Source organism: Denitrificimonas caeni (assembly GCF_905120345.1).
In the GTDB taxonomy this organism is placed as follows: Bacteria; Pseudomonadota; Gammaproteobacteria; order Pseudomonadales; family Pseudomonadaceae; genus Denitrificimonas; species Denitrificimonas caeni_A.
The window spans coordinates 261064-274806 of the sequence record NZ_CAJHOA010000005.1; the positions used below are offsets into that span (position 1 = coordinate 261064).

Annotated in this window: 10 protein-coding genes and 3 pseudogenes; 9 read left to right on the top strand and 4 right to left on the bottom strand. The window is 47.5% G+C overall.

Annotated elements, in window-relative coordinates; all coding sequences use genetic code 11:
- Positions 1 to 18: 18 nt before the first annotated feature.
- The 4 genes and pseudogenes from JYJ62_RS11360 to JYJ62_RS11375 form a co-directional block, all read right to left on the bottom strand.
- Positions 19 to 1272, bottom strand: coding sequence for an IS256 family transposase (locus JYJ62_RS11360; protein WP_205342333.1), 1254 nt, complete (start codon positions 1270 to 1272; stop codon positions 19 to 21).
- 148 nt (positions 1273 to 1420) lie between these two features.
- A pseudogene (locus JYJ62_RS11365) lies at positions 1421 to 1714 on the bottom strand (tyrosine-type recombinase/integrase); the annotation flags it as partial.
- Positions 1715 to 1825: 111 nt separating this feature from the next.
- A complete protein-coding gene (locus tag JYJ62_RS11370) occupies positions 1826 to 2785 on the bottom strand; it encodes a quinone oxidoreductase family protein (RefSeq protein ID WP_205342334.1) in 960 nt (319 codons plus the stop codon).
- Positions 2786 to 2843: 58 nt separating this feature from the next.
- The gene (locus JYJ62_RS11375) at positions 2844 to 4280 is read right to left on the bottom strand and encodes a PLP-dependent aminotransferase family protein (protein WP_232365770.1); all 1437 of its coding nucleotides are present in this window, start codon (positions 4278 to 4280) and stop codon (positions 2844 to 2846) included.
- A gap of 148 nt (positions 4281 to 4428) precedes the next feature.
- Here JYJ62_RS11375 and JYJ62_RS11380 point away from each other — a divergent pair, with 148 nt between their 5' ends.
- The 9 genes and pseudogenes from JYJ62_RS11380 to JYJ62_RS11415 all read left to right on the top strand — a co-directional run bounded on the left by JYJ62_RS11380 (position 4429) and on the right by JYJ62_RS11415 (position 13368).
- Positions 4429 to 5481, top strand: coding sequence for a TlpA family protein disulfide reductase (locus JYJ62_RS11380; protein WP_205342335.1), 1053 nt, complete (start codon positions 4429 to 4431; stop codon positions 5479 to 5481).
- Between the two features lie 74 nt (positions 5482 to 5555).
- The gene (locus tag JYJ62_RS11385; RefSeq protein ID WP_205342336.1) at positions 5556 to 7589 is read left to right on the top strand and encodes a protein-disulfide reductase DsbD family protein; all 2034 of its coding nucleotides are present in this window, start codon (positions 5556 to 5558) and stop codon (positions 7587 to 7589) included.
- Positions 7590 to 7642: 53 nt separating this feature from the next.
- Positions 7643 to 8281 (top strand): FMN-dependent NADH-azoreductase, encoded by a 639-nt coding sequence (locus tag JYJ62_RS11390; RefSeq protein WP_205342337.1) that lies wholly within the window; start codon positions 7643 to 7645, stop codon positions 8279 to 8281.
- Between the two features lie 33 nt (positions 8282 to 8314).
- Positions 8315 to 8672, top strand: a pseudogene (locus JYJ62_RS15840) (transposase); the annotation flags it as partial.
- 198 nt (positions 8673 to 8870) lie between these two features.
- On the top strand, positions 8871 to 9176 hold the full coding sequence (locus JYJ62_RS11395) for a PepSY domain-containing protein (RefSeq protein ID WP_205342338.1): 306 nt from the start codon (positions 8871 to 8873) through the stop codon (positions 9174 to 9176).
- A 289-nt stretch (positions 9177 to 9465) separates the two neighbouring features.
- Positions 9466 to 10428 (top strand): SdiA-regulated domain-containing protein, encoded by a 963-nt coding sequence (locus tag JYJ62_RS11400; protein ID WP_205342339.1) that lies wholly within the window; start codon positions 9466 to 9468, stop codon positions 10426 to 10428.
- 101 nt (positions 10429 to 10529) lie between these two features.
- A pseudogene (locus tag JYJ62_RS15995) lies at positions 10530 to 10667 on the top strand (IS3 family transposase); the annotation flags it as partial.
- Between the two features lie 424 nt (positions 10668 to 11091).
- On the top strand, positions 11092 to 12378 hold the full coding sequence (locus JYJ62_RS11410; protein WP_205342340.1) for an NAD(P)/FAD-dependent oxidoreductase: 1287 nt from the start codon (positions 11092 to 11094) through the stop codon (positions 12376 to 12378).
- A 408-nt stretch (positions 12379 to 12786) separates the two neighbouring features.
- A complete protein-coding gene (locus tag JYJ62_RS11415) occupies positions 12787 to 13368 on the top strand; it encodes a DJ-1/PfpI family protein (RefSeq protein WP_205342341.1) in 582 nt (193 codons plus the stop codon).
- Positions 13369 to 13743 lie beyond the last annotated feature (375 nt).

The window sequence follows — 13743 nt, forward strand, 5'->3', positions numbered from 1 at the left end:
AAATCTGGTGTACGAGCATCAGGCGGTTTTCCTGTCTGATTGCTCCATTACTTGTTCGCCGTCTTGGAATTTAACGTTATTGACCACGAGGGTTAACAGTTGAAATCCTTTCAGGCGGTTCCAGCGTTTTTGCGCTGATTGCAGCAATTTATAAACCATTGCTAGAGTTGTGCTTCTTGAACCGCAGTTGCGGGTCTTACTGGTTCTTAAACGTACTGTAGCGAAGGCAGATTCAATCGGGTTGGTGGTGCGTATACTCACCCAATGTTCTGCTGGAAAATCGTAGAAAGCCAACATGCTCTCACGGTCTTTAGCTAAGCATTCCATTGCGCGTGGGTACTTAGCAGTAAATCTTGCCAGCGTCGTATCAAAGGCTTTATGGGCGTTCTCACGCGTCTCTGCCATCCAGATATCATGCAGTGCCTCCTTCACTTTTGGCTGTACTGCCTTAGGCAGTTTGTTGAGCACATTGGCCGTCTTATGCACCCAGCAACGTTGCTGTTTGGTCTGCGGGTACACTTTGCTCAGAGCCTTCCAGAAGCCCAGAGCGCCGTCAGCTGTTGCCAGCTTTGGGCAGGTCGTAAGCCCACGCGCAACCAGGCCATTCAGCAGCTCAAGCCAGCTGGCTTCAGACTCACGATAGCCTTCTTCAACAGCAATCAGCTCCTTGCGGCCATGCTCTGTCACGCCCATCACCACCAGCAAGTACAGGCGGTCATCGAGGCGGACGTTGCTGTAAATACCGTCAACCCAAAGGTACGCGTAGCGCTTGTCACTCAAATCGCGCTGTCGCCACTCTCGGCGCTCATCAATCCAGCGTTCCTTGAGCCTGGAAATGGTGTTAGCTGACAGGCCTTTGGCATTCTCACCCAGCAAGGCTGCTAGGGCTTCTTGGTAGTCTCCAGTGGAAATACCTTTGAGATACAGCCACGGTAATAACTCTTCAACGCTGCGGGCACGCTTGAGGTATGGCGGTAGCAGTGCGCTGGTAAAACGAATACCAGAGCCGCTACGATCACGCACTTTTGGCACCTTGATATCAACATCGCCAATGCCCGTTTGGATGCTGCGCTCAGGCAAATAGCCGTTACGCACCACAGCTTTGCGGCCATCGGGTAAACGCAGTTCTTCATGAGCTTGCAGCAGTTGCTGCAGCTCTACTTCAACTGCTTGCGCAATGAGCTGGCGAGCACCATTACGCAATAAAGCAGTTAGCACATCAGTGCCAGTTTCATCTGGTTGTGAAAGAACATTCAGGGTAGTATTTGTCATGGCGTATCGCTCTACTGTTAATTATTTCTTGTCGGAAACAATCAACAGGATACGCCACCCTCTTTTCCCCTCATACACCACAAATGACTATAGCTCCCAAATTATTAAGGGTTAGCAGAGATGCTAGCCCCTTTTTTTTGCCTTGTGCCTAGATTGTGCCTAAGGTGTGCCCTGATTGTGCTAACGGCGAGAGACTCAAAACCGTATCTAAATGCTCAGGTGAGAAGTGTGAGTAGCGCATAGTCACCTTTATATCTTGATGTCCTAAGATCCGCTGCAAACTTAAAATATCACCTCCTGCCATCATGTAATGACTAGCAAGCGTATGCCGAAGAATGTGAGTCATTTGCCCAGGTGTACTAAATCCGCAACGCAAGTAAGTGCCCCTAAATGCAGACCGACACGACTGAAACAATCTACCGTTACCTGGTGCTGCAACCTTTTGAGTTTTATCAATCACATACTGATAAAGCCTGACTTCCCCAGCCCTTGCCTTAACGCTAATCTTGTTGCCACCTGCTTTGTCTTAAAAAACATTAAAATTATTCGACATTTAAATATTAATAACGATACGTGACCCTGGTGCGGTTTTGGCTTGCCAGGCCTGCTCGACTTGCTCTAAAGAGTGGAGTTCATAGTCTGCCAGTAAGCCTCCTTCAGCTGCTAAAGCAAAGAGCTTGGGTAATTCATTTTGATGGTAATCATGCATTAATTGCGCACTAATGCTGCCAAACCCTGAACCTAACAGACTGATTGGCTTACTGCGTAAAATGCCTGACGGCAGGTTTATTTCAGCCGAGGCCATTTGCCCAATCGTAATAATATTGATAGGTTTTTCGCACTGTTTCGCCAATACACTCAAAAGAAGCTCGGTAGGCTTGCCCCACAAATAATCCAGTACATGATCAATCGGGGTTTGCTGCTGAACTTGCATTAACTGCTGCATAATCGCGGTGTCGTCATCGAGCAATGAAATGCAGACATCAGCGCCTAGCTGCTGTAAATAAGCCAATGATTGAGCATTACGGCCAGTGACTATAATGCGGCTTGCTCCACGGTATTTTGCCGTTTGCACCGCCATGCGGCCAGACACGCCTGTTGCACCGTTAATAAGTACTACATCGCCTTTCTGAATTTTGGCGCGGCACACTAACGCAGCGTCAGAGCCCAACAATGCGTTTGGTAGTACAGCGGCCAGTGCTGATGACAAATTTTCAGGTACCGGGACACAGTTCGCTTTATCAACGAGAGCATACTCAGCAATCATGCCGGTAAGACCCATAGCATACACGCGCTGACCGTTATCCAAACGCCCTACGCCATCAATACCCACTGTGGTGGGGAAGCTGGGAAAACTTGTGTAGTGCTTACCACTGACTTTCAATTTATCTATTTGTTTGATGGTGGCAGCTTCCATCTTGATTACCAGCTGATCTTCATTTGCTGGAATGGGTTGAGCTATGTCGCCATACACAGGGATGTTGCCTAACTTGTCTAATACAGCTGCTTGCATGTCGTACTCTCCAACTTAAATTTATTTCAGATTAAGCTTAGCGCTCATCTATTAAATATCAGATATGACCTTCAATTAACTGCCTCAGCTGCTCACAAGATATATCCAGACCTTCTTCTGGTAAGTTTGTGATGCCGAGCAATAGCCCTGATTGAGCCGTGTTTGGTTTGCTATACCACGCTGAAAGCGGCGAAGGTGCTAAATTAAGCGCAGCGGCTTGCTGAGCAATCGCAGTGTCATCGACATGCTCTGGCAGCCTAAAGAGCAGTGCCAGCCCAGTCATTGCGTTGCTCGTGTTGGGTAGTTGCAGCGCCAGGCGCAATGCCTCAAGACGGTTTTTATACACGCGTTTCATACGTCGCAAGTGCCGTAAATAATGGCCCTTACGCATGAATTCGGCCAACGCCAACTGAGTGAGAATGGATGATGCGGGAGCCAGTGCGGCGGCAACGTCGGCAAAGTGATTAGCATGCTCTACTGGCACGACGATAAAACCCATACGCAATGAAGGGCTTATTGTCTTACTGAAGGTGCCGACATGAATCACTCGACCGCAGCGGTCAAGTGAGGCGAGCGCTGGTGCTGCTCGTCCTAACAATTGCAGCTCACTCAAGTAGTCATCTTCAATGATCCAGCTGTTAGTCTGTTGCGCCCAATCGAGTAGCTGATGGCGTCGTGATAGCGATAAAGTCATACCCAGCGGTGCTTGCTGACCTGCCGTCACCACGGCTAGCGAGGCTTGTGGTGCTTGAGCAATTCCCTCGCTGACGCACAGTCCTTGCTCATCAATGTTAACGGCTATGGGTTTGAGGCCTGCCATGCGCAGTGCTGTGCGTGTTAGTGGGTAACCGGGTTCCTCAATCCACGCGGTGTGATCTTTTAGACCCAATGCATGAATAATTAAACCTAAAGCACCTGTATAACCGTTGGTCATAATGATTTGTTCCGGCGTGCAGCTTAAACCGCGTGCAACAGATAAGTAGGCCGCAATTTCAGTGCGTAGTACCCGCTCACCTCGCGGGTCTGGGTAACTGACTGAACAGTTTGTGGCCGCTTGGCGTGCGGCTGCCGATATTAACCGACTCCAAAGCTTAGCGGGAAACACATCTTGAGCTGGCACACCCATTTGAAATATCAAAGGCGCTTGGCTAAACGGATGAGTAAAGAAATCAGGCAGCGGACTGCGCAGCTCGCTGGTGTCTGTATCGTTGGCCACCAAGCCTTGATGTGCAACAAAAGTGCCGGCAGCGCCGCGTGAAACGATGAGTTGTTCATCAATCAGGTGCTCGTAGGCGACTCGCACAGTGCCGCGTGCCACACCAAGCTGAGCACTAAGATCACGCCAAGAAGGCAGGCGAGCGCCTGAATAGAGCTGGCCGTTACGAATGGATGCGCCAATTGCTGTGCTTATTTGCTCGGCGATTGGGATACCAGCATCGCGGCTGAGTTGAATCTGTAAATCATGCATATCTAATGGTACAGCGAAATAATTCATTCTTGGTGCTTTATTATGGACCTTTAAGCGTAGATGATGATGACTGTTCACACCGTCAATATGAAGCGTGTAGTCAGGTCGTTGTCGTTGGCTTGTAGCGTGCGAAAACGGTGATGTCTTTTGAACGGCGACTTAAAGGAGTTTAACTGTGCGACTATCCATTTTCTCAACAAGCTATAAATATTTGGCAGCATTGTTGTTGCTCGCGGGTGTTTGCCAGCTTGCGTATGCTGATAGCAGCTATGACGCGGAAGGTAAGCGTCGCGCACAAACTGCAGGCGCTTCACTCATTGGCCAGCCTGGACCAGTCGCGATACTTAAGACTGTTGATGGTGAAGAAATCGACTTGTCTCAGTATTACGGTGAAAAGCCGGTCTATTTGAAATTCTGGGCAACATGGTGCGTACCTTGTCTTCAGCAAATGCCAGGCTTTGAAAAAAACCAGCAAGCCATGGGTGATAAAATTCAGATTATTGCAGTCAACACCGGCTTTAGTGATGATCGCGAGTCTGTACTTGCCTATCGCGAAAAACACGGCCTAAGTATGCCGATCGTTATTGATGACGGGCGTTTGGCGGCCAACCTTAATCTGCGCGTAACACCGCAACATGTTTTGATCGATCGCAGCGGCAAGATTATTCACGTTGGCCATTTGGATGATCAAGAATTGCATGACGCGCTACAGAAAGTATTAGCGCCTGATGCCGTGAGCTCCACTCAACCAAAAGTTGCGAAAAAAGCTGCTGAAAGGGTATTTGCTGTCGGTGATCATGTCACTGGTCTGCAAGTGACGACCATTGATGGCGTTAAAATTGAGCTTGGCAAAACAGTATCCGGCAAAGCCCAGGCGTTAGTTTTCTTCGCGCCTTGGTGTGAATCATACCTAGCAGAGAGCCGTCCACAAACGTCGAAAGCGTGCCTGCGTGTACGTGAAAATGTTGAAACACTGCTCAAGCAAAACAAAGTTGAGTGGCTCGGTGTGTCGTCTGGCCTGTGGGCAGCAGAGGACGATGTGCTGGACTATCAAAAAACCACTCAAACCAAATTGCCACTTGCATTGGACGCCGAAGATGCGCTGTTCCGTGCATTTGCTATCCGTGAAATTCCAAGCGTAGTGCTGATTGATAGCAAAGGGCGGGTGAGTAAAGCACTCGGACCAGAGGACACCCAACTACAGGATGCGGTGCAGTCTCTACGCTAAGCGCATTCGTGAGTATGGGTTGTTGTGAGAGCATCTGCCCATTTCTTATTCACTGACTTTAGGCTGGGTTCTTCGTGTCTATTTCAACAATCAAGGCGCTTGTGTTATTGCTGTTTTTGAGTGGCACATCGTTAGCCACCGCAGAGCTTCAGCTGCCGGACTATGATGAGGTGTTAATCGCTTCGTCATTGGTTGCTGAAAGCCAAACACCGGCCTCTGATAGCAGTGTCACCTTAGCCATTTTTATGGAGCCACAAGGTGAGTGGCATGGCTACTGGAAAGAACCCGGCGATGCAGGTCTAGCGCCTCAGTTAACCTGGAGCCTCCCTGACGGTGTAAGTGCTGGTGAAACTGCTTATCCTGTACCGCAAACATTACTCATCGATGGTTTGATGAATCATGTTTACGAGCACCCCTATGCATTGCTGGTGCCGCTTAGAATCCCTGCAGGCTTGGCGGTGGGTACGTCCTTAGCCATTGGGTTAGAGATGCGCTATCTGGCCTGTCGTTATGATGCCTGTGTGCCAGAAAGTGCCGAATTGAATATCTCCTTGCGGGTTGGCGATGGAGCACATGATGCGGCGGTACAGACGCAATTTTCCCAATGGCGACAAGCACTGCCGCGCTCTTTGGGATCGAAAGCAAGTTTTACCGTTGATGACGGCGTGTTTCGTTTAATGGTGCCGTTTCCAGAGTCCATGCACATCGATCAACCACACCTGTATTCAGCCACTAAAAACGTACTGGTCAACTCGGCAGAACAGCGTTTTCAGCGTAACGGCGATGTGTTAATGATTGAGACGCAAGCGGGTCAGCAACACATAGAGTCTTTTGCAGGTACATTGTCACTCGGCAATGGTTTGGGTCTTGATGTGGAGGCTTCTAGCGGCGTAGTTCAAATCAACAATGAAAACACGCTGACAGTGACCTTGCTCGCCTTAGGGGGGGCGGTACTGGGCGGTATATTACTGAACTTAATGCCGTGTGTATTTCCAATCCTTAGCCTAAAAGCACTGAGTATTGCTCGTTCCAGCAGTCATGCGACACATGCGCGTAGGGAGGCGGTTGCCTACACGTTGGGAGTGGTTTTAGTCTGCTTAATGCTGGGCGGACTGCTACTAGTATTACGAGCGGGCGGCACTCAAGTTGGCTGGGCGTTTCAGTTACAAGACCCTCGGGTGATCTTGGTGTTACTGCTGCTGACCAGCACGATAGCTTTTAATCTTTCTGGGCTATTTGAATTGTCATCTTTAAATGCAGGCTCTGGACTGGCTGATAGGGAGGGTACTGCGGGTGCGTTCTGGACAGGTGCACTCGCTGCATTTGTCGCAACCCCTTGTACCGGTCCATTTATGGCTGCCGCGCTTGGCGCTGCTCTGATTCTGCCGACTGGCGCAGCTTTGCTGATTTTTGCAGGGCTTGGGCTGGGTATCGCTTTACCCTTTTTACTACTCGGTTTTGTTCCAGCATTGCAGCGCTGCCTCCCTAAACCCGGGGCATGGATGCAAACGCTGCGCAATGTATTGGCGGTACCCATGTTCTTGACTGCTTTAGCTCTATTCTGGGTGCTCAGCCAGCAAGTCACCGCCACCGCACTCGTCGCTGTTATCGGTTGCAGTATGCTCCTGGCCTTGGGGTTATGGGTAACTGGGTTGCGTCAACGTGCATTCAAAAAAACAGCGTGGTTACCCGCTGTTTTTGCTGCAGTTTTAGCACTGTTCCTTGGGCTGCCACTGTTAGAACAAAAGCGCGTACTTATTGAGCAAAAGGCCGATCAATTAGCCTTTGATGAAATCCAGTTAGAGCGTTTGCGTAAGGATAATAAACCGGTTTTTCTATACTTCACCGCAGACTGGTGTGTGACCTGTAAGGTGAATGAGCAGGTGGCGATCGACCGCGATGAAACCCGTAAAGCATTTGCACAAGCCGCGGTGGTGGTCATGCGCGGTGACTGGACTAATGGCGACGCGAACATCACAGCATTTCTTGGACAACATGGGCGCTCGGGTGTGCCTCTTTACCTCTGGTACACGCCCGGCGAGAGTGAACCTGAGGTATTACCGCAGGTTCTTACGCCAAGAACGTTGATTAAGCAGATAGCAAATTAAACCGTTTAACGTCGATTAAAAGTAAAAGTGTATCGTCAGTATTGGGAGCACCCATGAGAACTATTTTAGTTATAAATGCCAGTCCAAACCACAATAACTCGTACAGTCGGCTGTTGACTGAACATTTTGTTGATCGATGCAAGCAGCACAACCCTAATGATATTTTCATCTTTCGTGAGCTGGGCAATGTAAACATTCCTCACGTCAATCAACACTGGGTCAAAGCTGCGTTTACTCCAGAGAACTTGAGAAGCTGTGAGGATAAACAGGCACTGTCATTCAGCGATGAGCTGGTCAAAGAGTTACAAGACGCTGATGTCATTGTCATCGCTAGCCCGATGCATAATTTGTCAGTGCCAAGCACACTTAAAGCCTATATCGATCAGGTTATCCGCATGGGCGTTACAACCTCGCTAGTGCCAGGCACACTCGGTAGCCCTTATGTCGGACGGCTGGCTAACAAAAAAGCTTACCTGTTTTTAGTTCGCGGTGGTTACGGCTTCGGTAGTGGGGAAATCTATGAACATATGGATTTTCAAGAACCCTATTTAAAAGCAGTTCTGCAAATGCTCGGTGTGACCGATATCACTTCAGTAACAATGAACTATACAACCATGCAAGAAGCGCTACGACAGGATTCATACTCGCAGGCGCAAGCACAAATTGATGCGCTAACTCCCCCCGAAAAATAGAAATACTCATAACTAGAGTTTTCCATGAGCTATATGCAAGAAGATTCTGAATACAACGCAGTAACGCGTAGCGGTCAAAAATCACGATTTACTGACAGCCAAATCCTCTTAGTCTTAAAGCAAATTGAAAACGGTATATCTGCTCCATAGTTGTGCCGTTAGCATAGTATGAGCAGCGCAACTTTCTACAAGTGACGTACCAGGTTTGGTGGTATGGATACGCCAATGATGACGTGTTTAAAGGAGCATGAAAAAGGAAACCGTCGGCTTAAAAAAACGTACACTGAGGGTCGTTTGAAGACTGAGATTCTTAAAGAGGTTATCGAAAAAAGTGCTGAAGCTGTCTCAGCGTTGTGAGATGGCACAACGAGTAGTAAGTGGCAAAGCCATAGTGAGCTGATCTCTACTTCTGAATCCTAGTATAGATGGGGGATTACCGACTTTAATGCGCAAAATAACGTTTGTGAAGAGCTTTTAGTTCTTGTTGAAAAAAAATGTTTTTAAGTTTGAATTAATGCCGCCCCTGTAGTCTATGCAGTGTAGACACACAATAATGTTGTGTTGCAGCAGCCCAGACAAGGAAATAACCATGAAAACTTTAACTACATTATGCATGTCCGTAGCTTTAATGATGGGTGCGAGTTTGGCACAAGCTGATGTCAGTCCAGCTAAAACAGTGGAGCTAAGCACTTCAGGCGCGATTTTAGCCTTTGATAAACTTGATCAGACGGCTTTAGCGCAACACCCAAAGGCCACCATGTTAGATACTGAGCTTGATGAGTCATATGGCCGTTATGTTTACAAAGTTGATCTGCGTGACGATAAAGGCCAGAAATGGGAAGTTGAAATGGATGCCGCTACTGGCGAGATTTTAAAAAACCGACAAGATGACTAATACTTAAAAAATCCGCAAACAGAGCTAGGTAACGACCCGTGGTCGAGTAATCTCTTTAAAAGAATACCGCCATGGGTACGCTCGTTAAGCATGAATAACTTAAAGCGATGCAGCGCGTGGTATGGCGCTCAGACATGGTCATCAAGTCTAGTGTAATCAATATGTTAGACCTGTAAAACCAGCATTCTAAGAGTAGAATTTTGACCCGCAAATACTAGATGATATTAATTGTGTCAGCACTCATTAATTCGAATAAACCTCCTTTCTGCTACAACTAAACGAGATCTTTATGTGCTTAAAGGCTACAAAACGGCTTGGGCGTTCGATGCGAGCTCGTATCTGGATGTGGGCAATGCTGTGCTTGCTCGTGGTTGCTGCGTTCCAGTTACATACGCAGCGTCTTGATTATCGCCTGTATTACTGGCTTAAAACTTACATGCATGCTGATGATTGGCAGGATCGTGCCGTGTGGCTGCCAGCGTACCGTGTCGAGATCGATGCTAAGCCTGTCATCGGTATAAACAACAATCTTTCTGGTCTGACCTATGACCGCGATCTGGGCATGTTATGGGCTGTCATTAATGGCCCTAACGAGTTGATTGCTTTAAACCTAGATGGCGATGTGCAGGCGCGCTATAGCCTTAAGGGATTCGATGACGTAGAGGCAGTGACTTATATTGGTAATGGACAGTTGGTGGTTGCTGAAGAGCGTAAACAAAATTTAGTCATCATAGATATTCCAGTGAGTGCTGATGGCATGCTCGTTAAAGGTCAGACATTGATCCAAGATCAATATCCATCTCTAAAGCTTGCGTTCTGGAATGAAGATAATAAAGGCTTAGAAAGTCTTACTTACGACCTTAAAAATGATCGCCTGTATGTGGCTAAAGAGCGTGATCCTATTCAACTGCTTGAGGTCAGTGGCCTGCGTAAAAGCTTAGATGAAGGTGGGCCTATGAGTGTGCGCAATCTATCAGGCTGGATAAAAAACAAGGTATTCGCAACTGATGTGTCATCAGCCACTTACGATGAAAAGAGTGGCCATTTGATTTTGTTAAGTGATGAGTCGAAGCTGCTAATCGAAATAACCACTGAAGGTAAAGTGATTAGTTTCCGCTCCCTAGCGAGAGGTTTTGCGGGTTTACACAAAGGTATTCCACAGGCAGAAGGCGTAAACATTGACGAAGATGGCTATTTATATGTGGTCAGTGAACCCAACTTGTTCTATCGCTTTACACGTTATTCAGAATGAGTCTGCTTCAAAATTGGAAAGTTGTTCCTTTTGCGCTGCTGGTTAGCCCACGATTTTATTGGCTTTTGATAAGGCTTGATTAACCCCGACACTTTTATGGTAAAAAGATACGCCGCCATAAATACAAAACACGGGAAGAAGCAAAGCGGGCTATATTTCATTACATCGAGATGTTTTATAATCCAAAACGCAGGCACACGCACAATCAGCGGGTGTCACCAATGATCTGTGAAAAGTAGTATTTATTAAATCAAAAAAGTGTCTGAGAAAGTCAGGCCTTATCAGTTAATACTTCTGCGCCAAATCGTTATCAGTCATGTATTCAGCGTGCTCTTCTTGACCATAGCCGCAACAAATTTCTTGGAGAGTTAGCGTAAGCTCGCTCTTTTTTTTGTCTATAAAAAAGTACTGACCGCTCGTCGCTGCAGCCTCATCTGCTAGCCCCGTAGCCTTTATTTCCCGTGCTTTTCCGATACACGAACAGCTCCTCTGACAAGCATTGCGTATGCCTTATGGATAGTTGACTTTTTTATACCATTAAGATATCAATTAATTATTGAAAATAATAATATTAAATATGATTCTATTGTGGCAGCTGTAACGTGCTGAATCGCTGCCGCAGCATCGGCTTAATTGCCGTCATTTGTGTGGAGGCTGGACGTTATGGCTAATATCATCATATTGGGCGCGGGGATTGGCGGTATGTCTGCTGCTTATGAGATCCGCGATGCAGTCGGCAAGGAGCACGCTATTACGGTGGTGGGTGACGGGCCAGTCTTCAACTTCACGCCATCCAATCCTTGGCTTGCCGTGGGTTGGCGTAAGCCCGATGAAATACGGCTGAATGTGACGGAGCCGCTCGAGTCGCGCAATATACGTTTTGTACCGACCCGAGCGAGTAAGGTGGTGGCTGAGGCTAATCGTCTTGATCTTGTTGATGGCAACAGCCTCAACTACGACTATCTGGTGATTACCACCGGCCCGCGGTTGGCGTTTGAGCGCGTACCGGGCAGTGGTCCAGAAGGTTTTACTCAGTCGGTGTGCACAGGCCCGCATGCCGAGAAGGCATGGCTCTCCTATGAAGAGTTTCTGACAAAGCCAGGGCCGGTGGTTGTCGGCGCTCTGCAAGGCGCCAGCTGCTTCGGTCCGGCCTATGAGTTTGCAATGATTCTCGATACCGATCTGCGGCGACGTAAGTTGCGTGATCGTGTCCCGATGACGTTCGTCACCTCCGAACCCTATATCGGACATATGGGGCTGGGTGGTATTGGTGATTCCAAAGGCATGTTGGAGTCGGAGATGCGTCAGCGCCACATCAAATGGATCAGCAATGCACGTGTCACCTCAGTTGAGCAAGGTAAGATCAATGCCGAGCAACTGGATGAGCAAGGCGTAGTGCTGAAAACACATGAACTGCCATTTTCCTACTCGATGTTCATCCCGCCTTTTGCTGGCGTTGACGCGGTGCAAGGTATTGAGGGGCTGGTCAACCCAGGTGGCTTCATCCTGATTGACGAGCACCAGCGTAACCCGACATTTCCCAATATCTTTGCCGCCGGTGTTTGTGTGGCGATCCCGCCCGTTGAGGTTACGCCCGTACCCACTGGCGCGCCTAAGACAGGCCTGATGATTGAGTCGATGGTGACCGCTATTGCCAACAATCTCCGCGACGTGTTGGCCGGTAAGCCTATAAAGGCACGCGCAACTTGGAATGCAATGTGTCTAGCCGACATGGGTGACAGTGGTTTTGCCTTTATTGCTCTACCGCAGATTCCGCCGCGTAACGTGACCAAAGCGATGAGCGGAAAATGGGTGCATTTGGCCAAGGTTGCCTATGAAAAGTACTTCCTGCGCAAGATGCGCAAGGGCAAGGCTGACCCTGTTTATGAAACGTACGTTATGAAAGCCTTCGGCATTGATCGGCTGAAACCGGAGGAGGGCGCCGATTGAGTGTGACCCATACAGTTTGCACTCTTGATCAACATAAAAAGCTTTTCTTTACTGCCTTTAACACCCTAATAGCTAGGCTGCTTACGTTGCCTGGCTATTTTTTTGACTTATATATGGCCATTTTTAACCAGCCAGCAACATCTTTCAGTCGTCGCGAGAATGTCGTGTAGTATTACTGATTAAAGTCATTGGCCAAGGGATATTTCATTAAACCAAATAGCGTGATTGATGACGAAGTACAGATGTGTGTTAATGGCACGCACACAAAAATCTGGCAGATGTAATAAAAACTGAACCTGTCTGTGTTAATAGTAAAATGGTTGTACTAAAAAACGATAATTTTTTCTTTTTAAATTTTCCTTGCCCGTAATATTGATATTGCGTGCCCTTTAATTCATGGAGCGTCTCATGGCTGCTAAAAAAATTCTGATGTTGGTGGGTGATTACGTAGAAGATTACGAAGTTATGGTGCCTTTTCAAGCGTTGCAGATGGTTGGTCACACTGTGCATGCGGTCTGCCCTGGTAAAAAAGCCGGCGAGTTTGTGCGCACCGCGATTCATGACTTTGAAGGTGACCAAACCTATAGTGAAAAGCCTGGACATAATTTTGTCCTGAACTTTGATTTTGATGAAGTAAAAGCTCAAGACTACGATGGTTTAGTTGTGCCAGGTGGGCGCTCGCCTGAGTACCTGCGTTTAAACGCGACAGTGCTTGAGTTGGTACAAGCATTTGATCAAGCTGACAAGCCGATTGCAGCCGTCTGTCATGGTCCGCAGTTATTAGCGGCGGCAGGTATTTTGGACGATCGTGAGTGCGCAGCGTATCCAGCCTGTGGTCCTGATGTAGAAATGGCCGGTGGTCATTATGTTGAGTTGGACGTCACTGGGGCACACCTCGAAGGTAACTTAGTGACTGCACCGGCTTGGCCAGCACATCCAACCTGGTTGGCGGGTTTTTTAATGTTGTTGGGTACTAAAATTACGTTATAATTGTAAAGTGCGAGCGTTTAGTTTAGTTAAGCGCTCGCCACAGGCGCAGTGCTGGGTCGCTAGGTGTACGAACAGTGAGTGCAAGCATTACTGATAGGTGACTTGTATTATTGTAAGTATGTTTTTTTATGAAATAAATAATAAATAATAAATTTTAATTGGTAGATGCTTTAATTAATCCATGAGTTCTAAAGATTTGCTTATCTACTAAGTTAGGGATGATAAATGATTAATATATTTATAAGATACTTAATATTTTTTTGTACTGCACTCTCTACCCTGATCTATGCGCAGCCAGGACCCTGTAAATGATTCTGTGTAACTGCCAAGGTTAAATATAATCCGTTAAGCGGTCTTCAAATTCAATCATAAATC